This is a genomic window from Micromonospora jinlongensis (genome assembly GCF_013410645.1).
GTDB lineage: Bacteria > Actinomycetota > Actinomycetes > Mycobacteriales > Micromonosporaceae > Micromonospora > Micromonospora zamorensis.
On record NZ_JACCHK010000001.1, the window covers coordinates 3,960,793 to 3,982,211 of the forward strand.

At 71.5% G+C, this 21,419-nt stretch carries 18 protein-coding genes; 5 read left to right on the forward strand and 13 right to left on the reverse strand.

All coding sequences use genetic code 11. The features are described from left to right. The first annotated feature begins 15 nt into the window (after nt 1–15). The gene (locus tag HNR22_RS17555; protein WP_179781272.1) at nt 16–927 is read left to right on the forward strand and encodes an A/G-specific adenine glycosylase; all 912 of its coding nucleotides are present in this window, start codon (nt 16–18) and stop codon (nt 925–927) included. A 599-nt stretch (nt 928–1,526) separates the two neighbouring features. Here the strand turns inward: HNR22_RS17555 and HNR22_RS17560 are convergent. The 3 genes from HNR22_RS17560 to lysS form a co-directional block, all read right to left on the reverse strand. Continuing rightward, entirely contained in the window at nt 1,527–4,076 is a 2,550-nt protein-coding gene (locus HNR22_RS17560) for an ATP-dependent Clp protease ATP-binding subunit (protein ID WP_179781273.1), read from the reverse strand. A gap of 518 nt (nt 4,077–4,594) precedes the next feature. Then, the gene (locus HNR22_RS17565; protein ID WP_088952068.1) at nt 4,595–4,939 is read right to left on the reverse strand and encodes a histone-like nucleoid-structuring protein Lsr2; all 345 of its coding nucleotides are present in this window, start codon (nt 4,937–4,939) and stop codon (nt 4,595–4,597) included. A gap of 112 nt (nt 4,940–5,051) precedes the next feature. Then, the gene (gene lysS / locus HNR22_RS17570; protein WP_179781274.1) at nt 5,052–6,560 is read right to left on the reverse strand and encodes a lysine--tRNA ligase; all 1,509 of its coding nucleotides are present in this window, start codon (nt 6,558–6,560) and stop codon (nt 5,052–5,054) included. 88 nt (nt 6,561–6,648) lie between these two features. On the opposite strand from lysS, the gene HNR22_RS17575 reads away from it, so the two are divergent. Next, nucleotides 6,649–7,389: a class I SAM-dependent methyltransferase gene (locus HNR22_RS17575; RefSeq protein WP_179781275.1), complete on the forward strand. Its 741-nt coding sequence runs from the start codon at nt 6,649–6,651 to the stop codon at nt 7,387–7,389. A 34-nt stretch (nt 7,390–7,423) separates the two neighbouring features. On the opposite strand, the gene HNR22_RS17580 is transcribed toward HNR22_RS17575, so the two are convergent. The 8 genes from HNR22_RS17580 to HNR22_RS17615 form a co-directional block, all read right to left on the reverse strand. Continuing rightward, a complete protein-coding gene (locus tag HNR22_RS17580; protein ID WP_088950515.1) occupies nt 7,424–8,182 on the reverse strand; it encodes a type III pantothenate kinase in 759 nt (252 codons plus the stop codon). A gap of 17 nt (nt 8,183–8,199) precedes the next feature. Continuing rightward, nucleotides 8,200–9,096 carry a carboxylating nicotinate-nucleotide diphosphorylase gene (gene nadC / locus HNR22_RS17585; RefSeq protein WP_179781276.1) on the reverse strand — a complete coding sequence of 299 codons (897 nt, stop codon included), beginning with the start codon at nt 9,094–9,096 and terminating at the stop codon, nt 8,200–8,202. A 53-nt stretch (nt 9,097–9,149) separates the two neighbouring features. Beyond that, a complete protein-coding gene (locus HNR22_RS17590; protein ID WP_179781277.1) occupies nt 9,150–10,847 on the reverse strand; it encodes an L-aspartate oxidase in 1,698 nt (565 codons plus the stop codon). A gap of 108 nt (nt 10,848–10,955) precedes the next feature. Further along, the gene (locus tag HNR22_RS17595; protein ID WP_179781278.1) at nt 10,956–11,849 is read right to left on the reverse strand and encodes a septum formation family protein; all 894 of its coding nucleotides are present in this window, start codon (nt 11,847–11,849) and stop codon (nt 10,956–10,958) included. A 98-nt stretch (nt 11,850–11,947) separates the two neighbouring features. Continuing rightward, a complete protein-coding gene (gene panD / locus HNR22_RS17600) occupies nt 11,948–12,376 on the reverse strand; it encodes an aspartate 1-decarboxylase (protein WP_088950520.1) in 429 nt (142 codons plus the stop codon). 41 nt (nt 12,377–12,417) lie between these two features. After that, on the reverse strand, nt 12,418–13,266 hold the full coding sequence (panC, locus tag HNR22_RS17605; protein ID WP_179781279.1) for a pantoate--beta-alanine ligase: 849 nt from the start codon (nt 13,264–13,266) through the stop codon (nt 12,418–12,420). Next, nucleotides 13,263–14,237: a Rossmann-like and DUF2520 domain-containing protein gene (locus HNR22_RS17610; RefSeq protein WP_179781280.1), complete on the reverse strand. Its 975-nt coding sequence runs from the start codon at nt 14,235–14,237 to the stop codon at nt 13,263–13,265. The genes panC and HNR22_RS17610 overlap by 4 nt, the downstream gene beginning before the upstream one ends. 127 nt (nt 14,238–14,364) lie before the next feature. Beyond that, nucleotides 14,365–14,934 carry a TetR family transcriptional regulator gene (locus tag HNR22_RS17615; protein ID WP_179781281.1) on the reverse strand — a complete coding sequence of 190 codons (570 nt, stop codon included), beginning with the start codon at nt 14,932–14,934 and terminating at the stop codon, nt 14,365–14,367. Nucleotides 14,935–15,052: 118 nt separating this feature from the next. Between HNR22_RS17615 and HNR22_RS17620 the strand changes: the two genes are divergently transcribed. From HNR22_RS17620 to HNR22_RS17630, 3 genes are all read left to right on the forward strand, one after another. Beyond that, the gene (locus HNR22_RS17620; RefSeq protein ID WP_179781282.1) at nt 15,053–15,964 is read left to right on the forward strand and encodes an SDR family oxidoreductase; all 912 of its coding nucleotides are present in this window, start codon (nt 15,053–15,055) and stop codon (nt 15,962–15,964) included. 68 nt (nt 15,965–16,032) lie between these two features. Further along, on the forward strand, nt 16,033–17,229 hold the full coding sequence (locus tag HNR22_RS17625; protein WP_179781283.1) for an SAM-dependent methyltransferase: 1,197 nt from the start codon (nt 16,033–16,035) through the stop codon (nt 17,227–17,229). After that, a complete protein-coding gene (locus HNR22_RS17630; RefSeq protein ID WP_179781284.1) occupies nt 17,226–18,413 on the forward strand; it encodes an NADH-quinone oxidoreductase subunit D in 1,188 nt (395 codons plus the stop codon). Before HNR22_RS17625 ends, HNR22_RS17630 begins: the two co-directional genes overlap by 4 nt. A gap of 18 nt (nt 18,414–18,431) precedes the next feature. Here the strand turns inward: HNR22_RS17630 and HNR22_RS17635 are convergent, their stop codons facing one another. Beyond that, the gene (locus HNR22_RS17635) at nt 18,432–20,117 is read right to left on the reverse strand and encodes a hypothetical protein (protein WP_179781285.1); all 1,686 of its coding nucleotides are present in this window, start codon (nt 20,115–20,117) and stop codon (nt 18,432–18,434) included. A gap of 106 nt (nt 20,118–20,223) precedes the next feature. Beyond that, nucleotides 20,224–21,228, reverse strand: a complete 1,005-nt coding sequence (locus tag HNR22_RS17640) for a glycine betaine ABC transporter substrate-binding protein (RefSeq protein WP_179781286.1) — start codon at nt 21,226–21,228, stop codon at nt 20,224–20,226. Between the last annotated feature and the right edge of the window lie 191 nt (nt 21,229–21,419).

Sequence of the window (21,419 nt, forward strand, 5' to 3'; positions counted from 1 at the left end):
ATCATCGACGGCGCCATGACTCAACCCGATTTCGCCACCCTGGTCAGCCGGTGGTTCCAGCAACACGCCCGTGACCTGCCGTGGCGTGCACCCGGGGTCACCCCGTGGGCCATCCTGGTCAGCGAGGTCATGCTCCAGCAGACCCCCGTGGTCCGGGTGGTACCGGCCTGGCAGGCATGGCTGGCCCGCTGGCCGGACCCGGCGGCGCTGGCCGCGGACACCCCGGCCGAGGCGATCCGGATGTGGGGACGTCTCGGCTACCCCCGTCGGGCGGTGCGGCTGCGAGAGTGCGCGGTCGCGATCGTGGACCGGCACGGCGGCCAGGTGCCGGACCGGTTGGAGCAACTGCTGGCACTGCCCGGGGTCGGCACGTACACGGCGCGGGCGGTGGCCGCCTTCGCGTACGGGCAGCGGCACCCGGTGGTCGACACCAACGTGCGCCGGGTGGTCTGCCGGGCGGTGGCCGGCGAGCCGGACGCCGGACCGGTCACCCGGCCAGCCGACCTGGTCGCCACCGAAGAGCTGCTCCCGGTGGAACCGGCCGCGGCGGCACTCGCCAGCGCCGCGTTCATGGAACTGGGCGCGGTGATCTGCACTGCCCGGTCACCGCGCTGCACGGCCTGCCCGGTCGAGTCGGTCTGCGCCTGGCGGGCCTCCGGCCAGGAGGCGCCAGCAGGGCCAACCCGGCGACCCCAGCGGTACGCGGGCACCGACCGACAGGTACGCGGTCTCCTGCTCGGGGTGCTCCGGGAGACCACCGGGCCGGTCCCGCACCAACGGTTGGACCAGGTCTGGACCGATGACGTCCAGCGTGCCCGAGCCCTGGCCGGCCTGGTGCAGGACGGGCTGGTCGAACCGGCCGGAGCCGACAGCTTCCGCCTCGTCGGCGACGGCCCGTCCCACCCGACAGCCGACCTGACCACCTGACCTGCCCCGCCCTGCCCTGCCCTGCCCCTGCCCTGCTCTGGGCCGCCCCGCCGCGCCCTGCGCCGCGCCACGCGGCCCCGCGCCGCCCCGTCCCGCGCCGCGCCGCCCCGTCCCGTCCCGCGCCGCGCCGCGCCGCCCCGCGCCACCCCGTCCCGCGCCGCCCCCGTCCCGCGCCGTGCCGCCCCGTCCTGCGCCGCCCCCGTCCCGCGCCGCGCCGCGCCGCGCCGCATGATCGTGCTCGATCCTGGATGTAGTGGTCTCGGGCGCGCTGGAGGCCACTACATCCTGGATATTGCGCGATCTTGCGGTCGCCGGCCTCTGCGGGACGTCAAGGCCACCCCGGGCCCCACCACTCCACGCCGCCAGCCGCACTCCGCCCACAACATCAGGGAAGTTGCTGCCTCCGGACGCCGCGAGCCAGCACTTTCCCTGATGTTGCGTAGATCTTGCGTGTCGCGGCGCGGATAGACGCGGCAGGGGCGGACAGGCGAGGGCGGGCGCGGACAGGCACGGCGGGCGCGTGTGACCTGTGGGGGTAGCGCAAAAAGGGCGGGGCCCCGGTGGCTCACGCCACCGGGGCCCCGCCCCCTTGCTGCTGGTTATGCCACCTCGTCCGTCGCCGCTGCCGCGGTGCCGGCGGCGGTGCCACCGAGGTCGGCCGGAACGGCGTCCGGAACCTCGACCGGCTTCTCCGCACCCCGGAAGACGAGCTTGGACTTGTCGATGTCGTTCGGGTCGCCCTCGCAGTCCACCACGACGATCTGACCCGGGGTCAGCTCGTTGAACAGGATCCGCTCGGAGAGGTTGTCCTCGATGTCGCGCTGGATCGTGCGACGAAGCGGACGTGCACCGAGCACCGGGTCGAAGCCCTTCGCCGCCAGGTACTTCTTGGCGTTGTCGGTCAGCTCCAGACCCATGTCCTTGTTGCGCAGCTGGCCCTCGATCCGCTGGATCATGATGTCCACGATCGAGAGGATCTCGGTCTGACGCAGCTGGTGGAAGACGATGGTGTCGTCGATCCGGTTGAGGAACTCAGGCCGGAAGTGCTGCTTGAGCTCGTCGTTGACCTTCTGCTTCATCCGGTCGTAGTTGGACTCGGAGTCCTCCGACTGCTGGAAGCCCAGCGACACCGCCTTGGCGACGTCACGGGTGCCCAGGTTGGTGGTCAGGATGATGACCGTGTTCTTGAAGTCCACGATCCGACCCTGACCGTCGGTGAGCCGACCGTCCTCCAGGATCTGGAGCAGCGTGTTGAAGACGTCCGGGTGGGCCTTCTCGATCTCGTCGAAGAGGACCACCGAGAACGGCCGACGCCGCACCTTCTCGGTCAGCTGCCCGCCCTCGTCGTAACCGACGTAGCCGGGAGGGGCACCCACGAGCCGGGAGACCGTGTAGCGGTCGTGGAACTCGGACATGTCCAGCTGGATGAGGGCATCCTCGCTGCCGAAGAGGAACTCGGCGAGCGCCTTGGACAGCTCGGTCTTACCGACACCGGACGGACCGGCGAAGATGAACGAGCCCGACGGGCGCTTCGGGTCCTTCAGGCCGGCCCGGGTACGCCGGATCGCCTTCGAGACCGCCTTGACCGCGTCCTCCTGGCCGATGACGCGCTTGTGCAGCTCGTCCTCCATGCGCAGCAGGCGTGAGGTCTCCTCCTCGGTCAGCTTGTAGACCGGGATGCCGGTCCAGTTGCCGAGAACCTCGGCGATCTGCTCGTCGTCAACCTCGCTGACGACGTCCAGGTCACCGGCCTTCCACTCCTTCTCCCGCTGAGCCTTCTGACCAAGGAGCTGCTTCTCCTTGTCACGCAGCTGAGCGGCGCGCTCGAAGTCCTGAGCGTCGATCGCGGACTCCTTGTCGCGGCGCACCTGGGCGATGCGCTCGTCGAAGTCACGCAGGTCTGGCGGCGCGGTCATCCGACGGATCCGCATCCGGGCACCGGCCTCGTCGATCAGGTCGATCGCCTTGTCCGGCAGGAAGCGGTCGGAGATGTACCGGTCGGCCAGCGTCGCCGCAGCCACGAGAGCGGCGTCGGTGATGCTCACCCGGTGGTGCGCCTCGTAGCGGTCACGCAGGCCCTTGAGGATCTCGATGGTGTGCGCCAGCGACGGCTCACCCACCTGGATCGGCTGGAAGCGGCGCTCGAGAGCGGCGTCCTTCTCCAGGTGCTTGCGGTATTCGTCGAGGGTGGTGGCACCGATGGTCTGCAGCTCGCCACGGGCCAGCATCGGCTTGAGGATGCTCGCGGCGTCGATCGCGCCCTCGGCGGCACCCGCACCCACCAGGGTGTGGATCTCGTCGATGAACAGGATGATGTCGCCGCGGGTGCGGATCTCCTTGAGCACCTTCTTGAGGCGCTCCTCGAAGTCACCGCGGTAGCGGGAACCGGCGACGAGCGCACCCAGGTCGAGCGTGTAGAGCTGCTTGTCCTTCAGAGTCTCGGGCACCTCGCCCTTGATGATCTTTTGGGAAAGCCCCTCCACCACGGCGGTCTTACCGACGCCGGGCTCACCGATCAGGACCGGGTTGTTCTTGGTACGGCGGGAGAGCACCTGCATGACCCGCTCGATTTCCTTCTCGCGCCCGATGACCGGGTCGAGCTTGCCCTCGCGGGCGGCCTGAGTCAGGTTGCGGCCGAACTGGTCCAGCACCAGGCTGGTCGACGGCGCGGCCTCACCCGGCGCGGCGCCCGCAGCAGCAGGCTCCTTGCCCTGGTAGCCGGAAAGCAGCTGGATCACCTGCTGGCGGACCCGGTTGAGGTCGGCGCCGAGCTTGACCAGCACCTGGGCGGCGACGCCCTCGCCCTCACGGATCAGCCCGAGCAGGATGTGCTCCGTGCCGATGTAGTTGTGGCCGAGCTGCAGCGCCTCGCGCAGCGACAGCTCCAGCACCTTCTTGGCCCGCGGCGTGAACGGGATGTGCCCGCTCGGCGCCTGCTGGCCCTGGCCGATGATCTCCTCGACCTGCTGGCGGACGCCCTCCAGGGAGATGCCGAGGCTCTCCAGGGCCTTTGCCGCGACGCCTTCACCTTCGTGGATCAGGCCCAGCAGGATGTGTTCCGTACCGATGTAGTTGTGGTTGAGCATCCGGGCCTCTTCTTGGGCCAGGACGACAACCCGTCGCGCTCGGTCGGTGAACCGCTCGAACATGCCCTCGTGCTCCTCACGTGCCGTGCGCCTTGATGGTCAAGATCTTGGCGGGGCCGGTGCACGAACGTCCGGGACGGGCGTCCGTGCCTCCTTACTCTATCGTCGTTGACCGACTCAGCTGAGGTCGTGTGTCTCTGCTCTGGGTCGGTTCCACGTCGTTTTGGACAACCGTCCGCGCTCAGGAGGTGTTCCGGTAGCCCTGTCGCTACGCGCAGAGCGAAATCCGACTGGCGTGACAGAAGCCCGATCCGGGCTTCGGAAGCGCCGTCCACCCCCTCCGAGGGGCTCGGAGGGGGTGGACCGGAGGTCGCGACGAACGCCGCGCCCGACCCTGGGAAGGTTGTCCACAGGCTGTGGATAGCTGTTCCACTGGTTGTGGACAACGCCGCCGGGTGCCGAATGCTTCCCGGGCCCCCGGCCGGACCTGAGCGGATGCGGCGACGCCGGCCCGGAGAGGTGCTCCGGCCCGGCGTCGGTGTCGCCTGCGGTGGCGGAAGAGCCACCAGGTCGCTGACGGATCAGCGCTTCGCGTGGTACTCGTCGACGATCTCCTGCGGGATACGACCCCGGTCCGAGATGTCCTTGCCGGACTTCTTGGCCCACTCGCGGATCGCCTTGTTCTGCTCCCGATCGGCGGTCGCGCCACCCCGACCGCGGGCGGCACGCCCACCGATCACGACGCCGCCGCGACCGACCTTCGTGCCAGCGCCCACGTACGCGGCAAAAGCGTCGCGCAATTTAGCGGCGTTGGCCTTCGACAGGTCGATCTCGTACTGAACGCCGTCGAGGGCGAACTTGACGGTCTCGTCAGCGTCCCCGCCGTCCAGGTCATCGACCAGCTTGTGAATGATCTGCTTGGCCACGTCCCACATTCCTTTCGAGCAGGGCGCTCCTGCTTAACGAGAGCACAATAACCCGCGCGCCGCTCGCCGCGTCAATAGGATGCCGTTACGGCCCGGCGTGAGCCGGGCCGGACTACTCGGGGCGGACCAACGGGAAGAGGATCGTTTCCCGAATTCCGAGCCCGGTCAGGGCCATCAACATCCGGTCGATTCCCATTCCCATGCCGCCGGCCGGCGGCATTCCATACTCCATCGCCCGGAGAAAGTCCTCGTCGAGACGCATCGCCTCGTCGTCGCCCCGCGCGGCGAGCTGCGCCTGGGCCACCAGCCGCTCGCGCTGCACCACCGGGTCGACCAGCTCGGAGTACGCGGTGCCCAGCTCGAAGCCGAGCACGTAGAGGTCCCACTTCTCGGCCAGACCCGGCTCGCTGCGGTGGGCCCGGGTGAGCGGGCTGGTCTCCTCCGGGTAGTCGCGCACGAAGGTGGGCGCCTCAAGGCCGGGGACAACCAGCTCCTCGAACAGTTCCTCGGCCAGCTTGCCCGGCCCCCACTTGGGGTCCACGGCCAATCCCACCTTGTCCGCGTACTCGACCAGGCGGGAACGATCGGTGCGGACCGTGACCTCCTCGCCCAGCGCTTCGGAAAGCACACCGAACAGCGTCACGGATCGCCACTCGCCGCCCAGGTCGAACTCCCGACCGTCGGCGTGGGTCACCACCATCGAGCCGCTGACCGCGATCGCCGCCTGTTGCACGAGATTGCGGGTCAACTCGGCCATCGTGTTGTAGTCGCCGTAGGCCTGGTACGTCTCCAGCATCGCGAACTCCGGCGAGTGCGAAGAGTCGACGCCCTCATTACGGAAGTTGCGGTTGATCTCGAAGACGCGGTCGACGCCACCGACCACAGCGCGCTTGAGAAACAGTTCCGGCGCGATTCGCAGATACAGATCGGTGTTCAACGCATTGCTGTGGGTCACGAACGGTCGGGCCGCCGCGCCACCATGCAGCAGTTGCAACATCGGTGTTTCCACCTCGATGAAGCCCTGCCCGTGCAGTGAATCGCGCAGACTACGTACGGCGGCGGCCCGGGTGCGAACCATCTCCCGCGCCTGCGGCCGGACGATCAGGTCGACGTAACGCTGCCGGACGCGCGCCTCCTCGGAGAGCGGCTTGTGCGCCACCGGCAGCGGACGCAGCGCCTTGGCGGTTATCTCCCATTCCTGCGCCAGCACCGACAGCTCACCCCGGCGGCTGGTGATCACCTCACCGGTGACGCCGACGTGGTCGCCGAGGTCGACCAGGCGCTTCCAGGCCTCCAGTCGCTCCGGCCCGACCCGGTCCAGCGAGAGCATCGCCTGCAACTCGGTGCCGTCGCCGTCGCGGAGGGTCGCGAAGCAGAGCTTGCCCGTGTTGCGTACGAAGATCACCCGGCCGGTGACCGCGACCTGGTCACCGGTCGCGGTGTCGATCGGCAGGTCGGCGTAGCGCGCCCGGACCTGCGCCAGGGTGGTCGTGCGGGAGAAACCGACCGGGTAGGGCTCGACGCCCTCGGCGAGCATCCGGTCCCGCTTCTCCCGGCGGACCTTCATCTGCTCGGGAAGGTCGTCTGCGGGGTCCACTGGCACGGGGTTCTGCTCGCTCACGGCACGCTTCCTCGTCACGGGAGATACAGGGGTCAGGCCCGAGCGTACTCAAGCCCTCAGGGGGTCGTTACCGGATAACCTGCCCGGCATGGCGGATCACACTCAGGCTCTCTCATTCGGTGCGGCGGCCGCAGAGTACGACCGGTTTCGCCCCCGTTATCCGGAACCGGCCGTGCGGTGGGCGCTGGACGGGCTGGGGAGTTCCGCCCGCATCGTCGACCTGGGCGCGGGCACCGGCATCCTCACCCGCGGCGTGCTCGCCCTGGGCCACGAGGTGACCCCCGTGGAGCCGGATCCCGCCATGCGCGCCCAACTGGTAGCCGCCACCCCGGGACTCACGGCGCTGGCCGGTGGCGCGGAGTCCGTGCCCCTGCCCGACGAGGTCGCGGACGCAGTGGTGGTGGGGCAGGCGTACCACTGGTTCGACCGGGAGTTGGCGCACGTCGAGATCGCCCGGGTGCTGCGGCCCGGCGGGACGTTCGCCCCGATCTGGAACATGCGCGACGATCGGGTGGACTGGGTCGCCGAGCTGGGCCGGATCGCGCACCTGGGGGACAACGCCGGCAACGTGATCGAGAGGTACACCGACTTCGGCCCCGCGTTCGAGCCGATCGAGATGGGCGAGTTCAACCACCACACCACGCTCACACCGGCCGACATCGTCGCGATGCTGCACACGCGCTCGTACTGGCTCACCGCCCCGGCGGAGCGGCGGGCGACGATCGACCAGGAGCTGCGGAAGCTCCTGGCCACCCACCCCGAACTGACCGGTCGGGAGACCGTCGAGCTGCCGTACCGCACGATCGTCCTGCGGGCCCGGCGGCGCTGACACCACCGCGACCACCGACTCCGCGTGGGCCGGGTCAGAGGTTGCGCTCGTAGACCATCCGCAGGCCGATCAGCGTGATCATCGGCTCGTGGTGGGTGATGGTGTGACACTCGTTGATCACCAGGGAGGCCAGGCCGCCGGTGGCGATCACCGCCCGCACCTCGCCCAACTCCTCGGTCATCCGCTCGACGATCCGGTCAACCTGACCGGCGAAGCCGAAGTACAGGCCGGCCTGGAGGCACTCCACGGTGTTCTTGCCGATCACCGAGCGAGGCTTGGTGGCCTCGACCTTGCGCAGCTGCGCGGCCCGGGCGGCCAGCGCGTCGAAGGAGATCTCGATGCCCGGGGCGAACGCGCCGCCGAGGAACTCGCCCCGACCGCTGATCACGTCGAAGTTGGTGGTGGTGCCGAAGTCCACCACGATCGACGGCCCGCCGTAGAGGGTGTACGCGGCCAGGGTGTTCACCACCCGGTCGGCGCCCACCTCCTTCGGGTTGTCGATCGCCAACTGCACCCCGGTCCGCACCCCGGGCTCGACGACGACACTCGGCAGGTCGGCGTAGTAACGGCCGAGCATGGTGCGCAGCGACCGCAGCGCCGCCGGCACCGTGGAGCAGGCGGCCACGCCGGTGATCTCGACGTTGTCCCCGGCGAGCAGGCCCCGGAACATCAGACCCAACTCGTCCGCCGTCGAACGGGCATCGGTCTTGATCCGCCAGGAGTGCACCAGCTTGTCGCCGTCGAAGGTCGCCAGCACGGTGTTGGTGTTTCCGATGTCGATGCAGAGCAGCACGCACGCAGCCTAGACAACTACTCGGTGCGCAGGTCCAGCGCGATGTCCAGGATCGGCGAGGAGTGGGTCAACGCGCCCACCGAGAGGAAGTCGACGCCGGTGGCCGCGTAGCGGCCCGCGACCTCCAGGGTCAGCCCGCCGGTCGCCTCCAACTCGGCCCGGTCACCCACCGCGGCCACCGCCTCGGCCAACACCTCGGGCGTCATGTTGTCGCAGAGCAGGAAGTCCGCCCCGGCCTCCACCGCTTCCACCGCCTCCTCGACGGTGGTCACCTCGACCTGGACAGGCACCTCCGGGAAAGCCTCCCGGACCCGCCGGTACGCCGCCGTGATGCCCCCGGCCGCCAGCTTGTGGTTGTCCTTGATCATGGCCACGTCGTAGAGACCCATCCGCTTGTTGGTGCCCCCGCCGGCGCGCACCGCGTACTTCTCCAGCGCCCGCAGGCCCGGCGTCGTCTTGCGGGTGTCCAGCACCATCGCCTTCGTGCCGGCCAGGGCGTCGGCCCAGGCACGGGTGTGGGTGGCGACGCCGGACATCCGGCAGAGCAGGTTGAGCGCCGTCCGCTCGGCCGTGAGCAGCAGCCGGGTCGGGCCGGTCACCGTGGCCAGCACGTCGCCGCGGGCCACCCGCTCGCCGTCGCGGGCCAGCACCGACACCTCGACGGTACGACCGAAGCCCGTCACCTCGCCCACCAGCTCGAACACGGCGGCGGCCACGGCCATCCCGGCCAACACCCCGTCCGCGCGGGCCACCAGGTCGGCGGTGTCGGTCTGCTCCGCACCGATGGTGGCCACGCTGGTGACGTCGAGGAAGTCCGGGCCGAGATCCTCGACCAGCGCGGTCTCGATCACCCGCCGTACCTGCGCCGGATCCAGGCCGGCCGCCCGCAATGCCGCCTCTGTCGACCCCGTCAATGTCATCTCCGTTCGCGACTGCGGGGCTCGCAACCCCGGCTCACTCCTCGCGCTCACCATGAGTTCCCCTCCCACTGTTGCGTCACCCGGCCCTGCGCCCCGACCGACCCGAGCAGGTGGCCCAGCCACCGCTCGTCGGCCGTCGGGAAGTCCTCCCGCCAGTGACAGCCCCGGGTCTCACCACGGGCGTACGCGGCAGCGACCAGCGTCGACGCCACGGTGAGCAGGTTCGTCGCCTCCCAGTCGGCGGTCCGCGGCCGGCCCCGGGCCGCGCCCAGCTCTGTCAGCGTCGCGGCCGTCTCCGCCAGCGTCGCCGCGGACCGGAGCACCCCGGCCCCCCGGGTCATCGCCCGTTGCAGGGTCGGCGTCACCTCCGCGGGGAGCACCCAGCCCGCACCACCGCGCCAGGCGCCGGTGTCTGCCGGCTGAGCCTGCTCGGGCAGGCCGGCCGCGATGTCCTCGGCGATCCGCCGGGAGAAGACCAGACCCTCCAGCAGCGAGTTGCTGGCCAGCCGGTTCGCGCCGTGCACACCCGTGCAGGCCACCTCGCCGCACGCGTACAGGCCCGGGATGGAGGTGCGGCCACTCAGGTCGGTGCGGACACCGCCGGAGGCGTAGTGGGCGGCCGGCGCCACCGGGATCAGGTCGGTCGCCGGGTCCACGCCGATCGCCAGGCAGGACGCCACGATGGTGGGGAACCGCCCGGCCAGGAAGTCTCCGCCCAGGTGCCGCGCGTCGAGGAAGACATTGTCCGCTCCGGAGGCCAGCAGCACCCGGTGGATGCCCTTGGCCACCACGTCCCGGGGGGCCAGCTCGGCCAGCTCGTGCTGACCCACCATGAACCGCTTGCCGTCGGCGTCCACCAGGTAGGCGCCCTCGCCGCGCAGCGCCTCGGAGACCAGCGGCTGCTGCGCGTGCCCGGCACCGGGCACCCCCGCGCCGGGCGGGGTGATCAGCGCGGTCGGGTGGAACTGGACGAACTCCACGTCGGTCACCGCCGCTCCGGCCCGCAGCGCCAGCGCCACCCCGTCCCCGGTGGAGACCGCCGGGTTGGTGGTGGCCGAGAAGATCTGCCCCATGCCGCCGGTGGCGAGCACCACCGCGCGGGCCAGCAGCGCGCCGACGCCGTCCTCGCTGCCCTCGCCGAGCACGTGCAGGGTGATCCCGCAGGCCGGGCCGAGCCCGTCCGGGCCGTCGCCCGGGGCTCGCAGCAGGTCCAGCACCAGGGCGTGCTCGACCAGCCGGATCCACGGGTCGCGCTGCACGGCGGCGTGCAGGGCTCTCTGCACCTCGGCGCCGGTCGCGTCCCCGCCCGCGTGCACGATCCGGTCCGCCCGGTGGCCGCCCTCACGGGTCAGCATCAACGAACCGTCGGGGTGGCGATCGAACTCGGCGCCGATGCGCATCAGTTCCCGCAGTCGGGTCGGGCCCTCGTCGACCAGCACCCGGACCGCCGCCGGGTCGCAGAGCCCGACTCCCGCGATCTCGGTGTCCCGGGCATGGGCCGCCGGGGTGTCCGTCGGGTCGAGCACGGCGGCGATGCCGCCCTGTGCCCACCTGGTCGAGCCGTCATCGATGTTGACCTTGGTGACCACCGTGACGTGCAGACCCGCCTCACGCAGGTGCAGCGCCGCGGTCAACCCGGCCACCCCGGAGCCCACCACGATCACATCGGTGGTCTCGACCCAGCCGGGCGCGGGCGCGGCCAGTAACGCGGGCAGGGCCGGCAGGTCGACGGTCGGAACGTCCATCCTCCCAGTCAACCCGAACGATCCTCGGTCGGGGCGGCGGGGGCGGGACGAGTGTTTTCGGCTACCCCGTCCGGCGCCGTCCACGCCGCGTCAGCCGGGGCCCTGCGGTCATTTCGTCCGGACCGGAAGGCCGGCCGGGCCTGCGCCCTTCAGGGACGCGGTCACCGTACGGTCGCTGAGCCACAGGTAGCAGCGGACGCCTCGGTCACCGACCCGCCAACGCCCCGCACCCGGCGGACGGACCACCACGCCGCTGCGGAAGCTCAGGTCGGCGTCGTCCGGCACGCCCACGTACCGGCCGAGGACGCTGCGACAGCCGTCGTACAGCGGGGACCAGTCGCTGTCCCTCGTCGGGTACGCCGTGTCCGGCGCGCGCCACACCCCGACGAACTCGGCGTCGTGCTGCTTGCCGCACTCCACTGGCACCAGCGTCTGCACCCGGCTGGCGGTGCGGCCGGTCTGCTGGCACCCCAGCCGCAGCCCCGAGGCCCCCTTCAACGTGTCCCGCAGGCTGCCCGACCGGACGACCACGGTGGCCGCCGCCTCCACGGTGGTCAGCTCCGTCAGATCGCACCGGAACCAGCGGGAGCCAGCCGCCCAGCCCGGCCCGGAGGGCAACGCCACGGACAGCCGCAGCCGACCAACCCGCCATTCGTCGCCCACGTAGCCGGTCGCGCGGGTGTCGCACTCGGCGAACGCGCCCCGCAGCTCGGCCGAGCCACCCGCCGGGGCACTCGCCCGCTCGACGGGGAACGCCCCCACGTGCACGGTCTCCACCCGGTGCGGGCCGGCGCAGTCCACCGGCTCATAGGCGGCGAGGGTGACCACGTCGGTGAAATCGGCGGCCTGACACACGCCGGCGGCCGGGGTGAACGCCGACGGTGGCGGCAGGGCCGCCCAGTCGTCGGTCAGATCACCATCCAGGCCGCCGGAGCCGGCACAGCCGACCAGCAACGTTGCCGTCACGGCAGCGGCGAACAGAGTCGTCATGGCACTGCGCATATAGCGGCCTCCCCCAGCCACCCGCCGGCTTACGCCAGCGCGCCCAGGGTAACCGCAAATGACCTTCTGGTGACAGAGCGGAATCGGGCCGCTCGGGGTCAGACGGCGGACACAGCCAACGGGCTGGGCACCGGGTCACCGGCCATGCCGGGTGCCACGCCGGCCGGATCCGCACCCAACTCGATCACCCGGTTGTCGGCGTCCACGTGCACCACTCGCGGCCGGTACGACCGGGCCTCGGCGTCGTCCATCTGCCCGTACGAGATCAGGATGACCAGGTCACCGGGGTGCACCAGGTGCGCGGCGGCACCGTTGATGCCGATCACGCCGCTGCCCCGCTCACCCGGGATCACGTACGTCTCCAGTCGGGCACCGTTGGTGATGTCCACGATCGCCACCTGCTCGCCGGGGAGCAGGTCGGCGGCGTCGAGCAGATCCTCGTCCACCGTCACGGAACCGACGTAGTGCAGGTCGGCCTGGGTCACGGTGGCTCGGTGGATCTTCGACTTGAGCATGGTCCGGAACATCGGGGTGGCCTTTCGCGGATTGGTGGAGGGTGACGGCCGGGTCAGGAACGCGGGGCGAGGTGGATGGCCGCGTTGTCGATCAACCGGGTGGCGCCCACCCAGGCGGCGATCACCAGCCGGGCCGGCCCGGAAACCGGCCCTGGCTCCAGCTCGGGGTCGGTGAGCACCAGGTAGTCGAGGCGGGCGCCGGGCGTACCGGCACCGAACGCGGCGTGCGCGGCGGTCAGCACCGCCCCCGCGTCGCGGCCGTCGTCGGCGGCCCGCGCACCGGCCCGCAGCGCGGCGGACAGGCTCAGCGCGGCGGCCCGCTCCGGCTCGCTCAGGTAGCGGTTGCGGCTCGACAACGCCAACCCGTCCGACTCCCGGACGGTCGGCACGCCGACCACCTCGACCGGCACGTCCAGGTCCCGGGTCATCCGCCGGACCAGGGTCAGTTGCTGGTAGTCCTTCTCGCCGAAGAACGCCAGGTCCGGCCGGGTGAGCTGGAGCAGCTTCAACACGACGGTGAGTACGCCGTGGAAGAAGCCGGGTCGGCTCGCGCCCTCCAGCTCCGCGCCGAGCGGGCCCGGGTCGAGGCGTACGCGGGGCTGGCCGTCCGGATACATGTCGGCGACCGACGGGGCGAAGACCAGGTCGGCGCCCGCCCGGCGGCACACCTCCAGGTCCGCGTCGAGGGTGCGCGGGTAGCGGTCGAAGTCCTCGTTCGGCCCGAACTGCAACGGGTTCACGAAGATCGTGACCAGCACGTGGTCGGCCTGTTCCCGGGCCGCGCGCAGCAACGTCTCGTGCCCGGAGTGCAGCGCCCCCATGGTCATCACCACCCCGACCGTGCCCTTCAGCGCGGCCCGAGCCTCGGCCAACTCGGCGCGCGTGTGCACGAGCTGCGTCATGCCGCCACCTCCCTACCGTTGTCGGCCAGCACGCCGAGCAGCGACTGCGCGTCCACCGGCCGGAGCCGGCCGGCGGCGATCGCCCGGTCGGCGGTACGCCGGGCCAACGCCAGGTACGCGGGGACGGATTCCGGCGCGGTGGCCGCCAACCGGGCCAGGTGCCGCGCAACGGTGCCCGCGTCGCCCCGAGAGACCGGGCCGGTCAGGGCGTCGTCGCCGAGCCGCAGGGCGTTCTCCAGGGCGGCCCGCAGCAGCGGGGCCAGCACCTTCTCCGGCCGGTCCACCCCGGCGTCGCGCAGCCGGTCGGCCGCCTCGTTCACCAGGGTCACCAGGTGGTTCGCGCCGTGGGCCAGCGCGGCGTGGTACAGCGGGCGGTCCGACTCGGCCACCCACTCGGGCACGCCGCCCAGGTCGGCGACCAGTCGGGCGGCCAGTGGACGCAGCTCGGCCGGGGCGGTCACCCCGTACGAGATGCCGGCCAGCCGGGTCAGGTCGTCCGGCGTACCGGTGAAGGTCATCGCGGGGTGCAGGGCGAGCGGTCGGGCACCGACCTCGGCGGCTGGCGCCAGCACGGCGAGGCCGTGCGCGCCGGAGGTGTGCGCGACCACCTGGCCGGGGCGCAGCGCACCCCGGTCGGCGAGGTCGGCCACCACACCGGCCAGGGCGTCGTCGGGCACCGCGATCAGCAGCAGGTCGGCGGCGGCGTGGGCCACGGCGGTGACCGAGCGGCGCGGCACCTCGGGCAGCAGCAGCGCCAGTCGGGCGCGGCTGGCGCTGGAGCCGCCGGCGACCGCGGCCACCCGATGCCCGGCGGCGGCGAGTGCGGCGCCCAGCACGGCTCCGACCCGACCGGCGCCGATGACACCGACGGTGAGCAGGCGGGGGGTGGCGGAGGCGCCGAGTACGGCGCGATCCCGCGATGCGGCGGGCCCGTGTGGGGCGGCCGGACGCGGGCGCAGCGGTGCGCTCATGACGATGATCCAGTCCTCGAGAAGGGGTACCGGTCGATCGCAAGTATGCGCCCGGCCCGCCGAACCGGGACAAGCATGTGTGAAAACCTTCACCACCGCCGAGACGGCTCGATCAGGGTCGTCCGGATCAGGGCGTCGACGCGGACGTGATGGCGCGCAGCTCCGCGGCCACCTCGGCGATCAGGTCGCTGAGCGGGGTGGCGCTGTCCGGCGCGACCCAGCGGGCGTACGCGATTCGGAAGACTGTGGCACCCGACTCGGTGGCCAGGGTGGCAGTTGTCTCGTCGAGGCCCTTGGCCCGCAGGGCGGCGGTGACAGCGGCCACCAGTGCGCCAGTCTTGCGCAGTTCTCGCTCCAGCAGCTCCGGGCTGCTCTCGATGATGGCCTGCCGGGCCCGGACCAGGTCGAGACGGTCCGCGAAGACCTCCTCCGCCACCAGGCGGAAGGCGGCGACGACAGCCTCGAACGGGCCGGCGTCGGACTCGGTCACCGCCCGGACCAGGACCTCCTCCAGGTGCCCGCTGCCGCTGAAGAGCGCTTCGCGCTTGTCGCCGAAGTGCCGGTAGAAGGTGCGTTTGTCCAGACCGGCACGGGCGGCGATGTCGGCGACGGTGGTCTGTTCGAAGCCGCGCTCACGGAACAACTCGAAGGCGGCCGCCTCCAGGCGGCCGCGCGCGTCCGGTTGCCAGCGGGCCATGCGCCGATGGTATCCGACGTCACACTGCGACATTAAATCCAGCCGCATGTCGCGGTGCGACATCACCCGAGGTACGGTGATGTCGCAAGGTGACATCGGCACTCACGAAGGAACTACGATGCGCGTATTCGTCACAGGCGCCTCCGGCCACCTCGGCTCGGCAGTCGTCCCGGAACTGCTCTCCGCCGGGCACGAGGTCACCGGCCTGGCCCGCTCCGACACGTCCGCCGCCGCCATCGAGAAGCTCGGCGCCCAGGTACGCCGCGGCGACCTGTCCGACCTCGACGTGCTGCGGGAAGAGGCGAACGCCTCCGACGGGGTGATCCACCTGGCGTTCCGCCACGACCTCATGGTCGACGGCGACCTGCCCGGCGCCGCCAAGGCCGACCTGGACGCCCTCACGGCGATCGCCGACGGCCTGGCCGGCTCCGGCAAGCCCCTCGTCGGCACGGGCGGAACGGCGATGCTCGTGATGGGCGGCGTCGTCGGCCGCGCCGGCACCGAGCGCGACACCTTCCCCAGCGGCGGCTACCGGATCGATGCGGAGAACTTCGTCGCCGACCTCGCCACCAGCGGCGTGCGCTCCTCCATCGTCCGGCTCGCGCCCACTGTGCACAGCTCGCTCGACCGCAACGGCTTCATCACCGCCATCATCGCCGCAGCCCGACGCAAGGGTTGCGCCGCATACGTCGGCGAGGGCACCAACCGCTGGCCCGCCGTCCACACACTCGACGCGGCAGCGCTCTACCGACTCGCCCTGGAGAAGGCCCCAGCCGGTACGCGCCTGCACGGAGCCGACGACGAAGGCGTCCCCTTCCAGCAGATCGCGGCGGCCATCGGCGACAACCTCGGCATCCCGGTCCGGAGCATCAGTCCCGTCGAGGCCGACGACCACTTCGGCTTCCTCGGATCGTTCGTCCAGATCGACAACCCCACCTCGTCCGCCATCACCCGCGAACTGCTCGGCTGGACCCCCACCCACCCCGGCCTGATCGCCGACCTGCACGAAGGCCACTACTTTCGGGCCTGAACCCGGAAGCCGCCCGGCGGGGACCGTAGGGTCGGCACGGCTACTCATGCTGAACCTGGAGGAGGACGATGCCGATCCGGTGGCGGGACGCGATGAGCCACGCCCTCTACGGGCCGGGCGGCTTCTTCGTGGCCGGCGGCGGACCCGCCGCCCACTTCCGGACCAGCGTGCACGCGTCCCCGGCGTTCGCCACCGCCCTGCTGCGCCTGCTCACACAGGTCGACGCGGCCCTCGGCCACCCTGCGCGGCTCGACGTGGTCGACGTGGGTGCGGGGCGGGGGGAGTTGCTGAGTTCTCTCGCGGGGGTTGCGGTGGGGGTTTCCGGGGAGCCCGCCCACTCCGGGCGGTCAGGCTTGATCCCTCCGTGGGCGGGCTCCCCGGAAACCCTGACTCCCGCAGCGTCCGCCCGTGCGTTGGGCTCCGATCCGTCGTCGGGCACCGTTCGTCCGTCACTTGCGGAACGTGTCCGCTTCACAGCTGTGGAGTACGCCGAGCGCCCCGAGAACCTGCCCGAAGAGATCAACTGGGTGTCTGAGATTCCCGAGGGGATCACCGGACTGTTGATCGCTACCGAATGGCTGGACAACGTCCCGTTGGACGCGGCGGTGCACACCGCCGATGGCTGGCGATATGTCCTGGTCGACCCCGGCAGCGGTGCCGAATCCATTGGCGAGCTGGTCAGCCCCGCTGATCTCGACTGGCTCACGACCTGGTGGTCCAGCCCCGACCCCTCGCCCGGTACGGACAGTGACCCGAGGCCGGGGCTGCCCTGGACCGACGCGACCAGCGACAGCGAGTCGGGTTTCAGGGCAGAAATCGGAAGGACGAGAGACGAAGCCTGGGCCAACGCGGTCGGAAAGATCAGCCGAGGGCTCGCGCTGGCCGTGGACTACGGGCACCTGAGCGGCGACCGGCCCGTTGACGGGACGTTGACCGGGTATCGGGGTGGGCGGCAGGTGCCTCCGGTGCCGGACGGGTCGAGTGATGTGACAGCGCACGTGGCCATGGACTCGGTCGCCTCCGCTGGTTCCGAGGTCGCCCGGTGCGCGTACTCCCTGGTCCTTCAGCGGGAGGCGCTGCGGGCGCTCGGGGCCGACGGCGGCCGACCGCCGCTCAGCCTGGCCGGCACCGACCCGGCGGGGTACGTGCGGGCGTTGGCCGCGGCGTCGGCGGTGGCCGAGCTGACCGACCCGGCCGGGCTCGGCGGGCACTGGTGGCTGCGGCAACCGGTCGGCATCCCGCAGGAGCCGGCCGTGGCACGATGACGGGCATGACCACCGACGCCGGGGACCTTCGCGAACTGACCGTCGGCACCGGGGCCGGGCTGGTCGCCGGCACCGGCGACCAGCAACTCGGCACCGACATGGTGTTGAACATCGGCCCGCAGCACCCCTCGACGCACGGTGTGCTGCGGCTGAAGCTGGTGCTCGACGGCGAGCGGGTGGTCGCCTGCGAACCGATCATCGGTTACATGCACCGGGGCGCGGAGAAGCTGTTCGAGGTGCGTGACTACCGGCAGATCATCGTGCTGGCCAACCGGCACGACTGGCTCTCGGCGTTCTCCAACGAGCTGGGTGTGGTGCTCGCTGTGGAACGCCTGATGGGCATGGAGGTGCCGGAGCGGGCCACCTGGCTGCGGATGGCCCTCGCTGAGCTGAACCGGGTGCTCAACCACCTGATGTTCCTCGGCTCGTACCCGCTGGAGATCGGGGCGATCACCCCGATCTTCTACGCCTTCCGGGAGCGGGAGACGATCCAGGCGGTGATGGAGGAGGTCTCCGGCGGCCGGATCCACTACATGTTCAACCGGGTGGGCGGCCTCAAGGAAGAGGTGCCGTACGGCTGGACCGGTCGGGCCCGCGCGGCGATCGGCGAGGTACGTCGGCGGCTGCCCGATCTGGACCACCTGATCCGGCGCAACGAGATCTTCCTGGCCCGGACGGTGGGCGTGGGCGTGCTGTCCGCTGCGGACGCCGCGGCGTTCGGGGCGTCCGGTCCGGTGGCCCGCGCCTCCGGGCTCGACCTGGACCTGCGCCGCGACGACCCCTACCTGGCGTACGACGAGCTGGACGTGCCGGTGGTCACGCGCACCGCCGGCGACTGCCACGCTCGCTTCGAGGTGCTGCTGGACCAGGTGTACGCGTCGCTCGACCTCGCCGAGCAGTGCCTGGACCGGGTGGACCAGCTGACCGGGCCGATCAACACCCGGCTACCGAAGGTGCTCAAGGCGCCGGAGGGGCACACGTACGCCTGGACGGAGAACCCGCTCGGCATCAACGGCTACTACCTGGTGTCCCGGGGTGAGAAGACGCCGTGGCGGTTGAAGTTGCGCACCGCCTCGTACGCGAACGTGCAGGCGCTGGCCACCCTGCTCCCCGGCTGCCTGGTGCCGGATCTGATCGCGATCCTCGGCTCGATGTTCTTCGTTGTCGGCGACATCGACAAGTGAGCGGGGCCGGCTGACCGGTCAGCGCCAGCGGTCGCCGGGCGGGGTGCCACCGGCACGTGGTACGTCGTCCTGCGGCGGGTAGCCGTAGCGCTCGTCGACCCGGCGTCGACCGGTCCGTTCCGGGGCGGGTTCGGCCTGGTGGCCGCGCTGGCGCGGTGGACGCCACTCGTCCGGCACCGGGACGCCACCCATCGGCAGCGCCGGCCGGTCCGTCGGCTCGGCCCGGTGGTACGACTCGCGTTCCTCGTACCGGCGCGGTTCGTCGTAGCGACGCGGTTCGTCGTAGCGGCGCGGTTCGTCGTAGCGGCGCGGATCCTCGTGTTGACGCGGCGCGTCATGGCGGCGCGGTTCCTCGTGGCGGACCTCGGCCCAGCGGTCGGCCACCCGGTATTCGGTGCCGGTGGCGTCGGCGTGCACCTCGGCCCGGCGCTCGCCGACCCGCAGCTCACGGCCGTTCTCGTCGTCGCGGACGGCAGCCCACCGGTCACCGGCCCGCAACTGCGACCAGTACTCGCCGGTGTCGTCGGCTCGCAGAGGCGGCCCGGGCTGCGGTGCGGCACCCGCCCGATCGCGCTGCTCGGACCAGCCACGATCCTCCGGGCTGCCCCAGGAGGGCGCGTCGGGCCTCTCCGGGGTGCGGTGCGACCGGCTGGGCTCGTCGGGCTGGGCGTACGCGTCGCGCGGATCGGTCCACTCCGGCTCATCGCGGGTCGCGGGCTGCGCACCCCAGGAGCGGTTGTCGGGACGGGCTCGGCCGTCACCGGGGTGCGGCCGGTCGTCGCCGTAGCCGGTTCCGGGGCGCTCCTCCGGCTCGCCCCTCGAACGACCGGCCGCGCGGGGACGTTCGTCCGCGCCGGCGCCTCGACTCCACTCCTGCGCTGGCGGGGTCCACTGGCCCGCGTATCCACCGCCGTAGCGCCCAGCCGGCTCGGCCGGCCCGCCATCCACCACCGTGTGCCTGGTGGTGACGTGCACGGTTTCGGTGTGCCGGACCACGCCCGGCCGGTGCCCCGGCTCGGGGCGGTCGTGCTCCCGGGGGCGGGCTGAGCCGTACGCGGCGGCGGCCGGCCGTTCCGCGCCGTACATCCCGGAGGCGGCCGGCGGCGTGGCGGCCTCCCGTGGGTACGCCGGCTCGTCGTCCTCCCTGTGCTCGGATCGACCCCGCCGGGGTGCTTCGGCCGGGCTCGCGACCCGGGCGCGGCCCGCGGACGGGTCACCCGGTGCCTGGACCCGGCTACGGGCCACCGGCACGTCGTCCACTGGTGGCTCGACGGCTGGCACCCGCGCCCGCCCGGCGCCTGCCGGCTCGGGGGCGGCGCCGGCGAGGGCAGCACCGCTGGCGTCGAGACGACGGCGGACCGCGACGATCCCCTCCTGGGCACGTTGCGCCTGGTCGAGTGCCTGGTTGCCGCGCTGGGCGGCGGCCACGATCTCGGCGTGCAACTCCCGGCGGAGTTCCTCGATCTCATCCAGCAGCTCGTCGGCTCGTGCCGAGGCGCCCTCCGCGTCGGGACGCAACGCGATGGAGAGACCGATCAGCACCACCGCGAGAATCGCGAGCACCGCGGCGAAGCGGAGCGGGCCGTTGCCGTCAGCGACCAGCAGGATCAGCGCCGCCACCGGCGCCAGAGCGACGCCCGCCCAGAAGAGCATGGTCAACAGCTGTGGTTGACGTCGGGCGTCAGAGGTGGCCGGGGCTGGCATGGATGTGCAGCCTACCGAGGAGATCCGCCGGAGGGAACGGGTCCCCGGACGCACGGACGCCCCCGCCCGGGTCGGGGCGGGGGCGTCCTCAGCGCCTCAGGAGAGGTCAGCTCGTGGCGAAGGCACCGTCCGAGGAGAAGATCAGGCCCACGCTGATCGAACCGTCGCGCAGGCCGCTCTTGGTCAGCGGTCCGCCCTGGTCCAGCGAGGAGAACTTGCCCACCGACAGCCCGTAGGTCTTCTCCAGACCCGGCTTGCAGAACGGACGCTGCTCGCACTCCGGCGGGCCGCCCAGCACGGTCGCGCTGCCGGAGCACTTCGCGGCCAACTCGGACAGGGTCCGAACGCCGTACTTGTCGGCGAAGGCCTGGGTCACCGCGAAGGCGTTCTGGTCCTGGGCGGCGGCCGGGGTGCCGAAGGTGAGGCCGGCCTTGTCGCCCTCGGTCTTCAGCGCGGTCACCGTCGTGTTGATGTCGGGCGAGGAGATCGGCTGGGCGTTGGCGCCGTTGGCCTTGGTGTTGAGGAACTCGGCCATGGTCGCCGCGTACTCCGGGACGACCTGGATCTCACCCTTCTCCAGCGCCGGCGCGTACAGCTCACGGTTGCCGATCTGCTGCACCTTGACCTGGTAGCCCGCAGCGGTGAGCGCGATCCGGTACAGCTCACCCAGAATCTGGCTCTCGGCGAAGTTGCCGGCACCAACGGTGATGTCGCCGCCCGACCCCTTCGCGATGCCCGCGGTGAGGTTGTTGGCGCTGGCGAACTCCTCGGCGGCCACCTTGGGGGTCTTGCGGTCCTCGTTCACGGCCTTGTTGAGCTGGATCAGCTTCGGGGTGTCGAGCGAGGTGGAGACCTTGTCCAGTGCGGCGATCAGCTGCGGGTTGGCCGCCTTGCTGTTGACCGCGGGAATGACGTTGTCGGAGTTCTGGAGCTTCTTGTCGTCCTGCAGAGCGATGAGCTGCTGACCGGCGACCGGGGCGCACCCGGCGCCCGAGGCGCTGGTTGCGGGTGCGTCGGTGCCGGACGAGCCGGCGCCACCGCAACCGGTGAGGAGCGCTGCCCCGGCGACGACGCCGACAGCGCCGATCGCCAGACGTGAACCTGCGCGCATGTGCCCGCCTTCCGTGTCCCGGCGCGGCCCGTTCCGGGCCGGCCGCGTGTCCGACGGGCGATCCTGACTGTCGGTCGCCCGCGAATATCCACCCAACATTGTCCGCACCCGACCGACAACCTGAGGTGGACTTCGTCACCGCATCGTCACCGATCGGATGGGCACGGGCCGCCGGCTCGACGCGGGGCTCA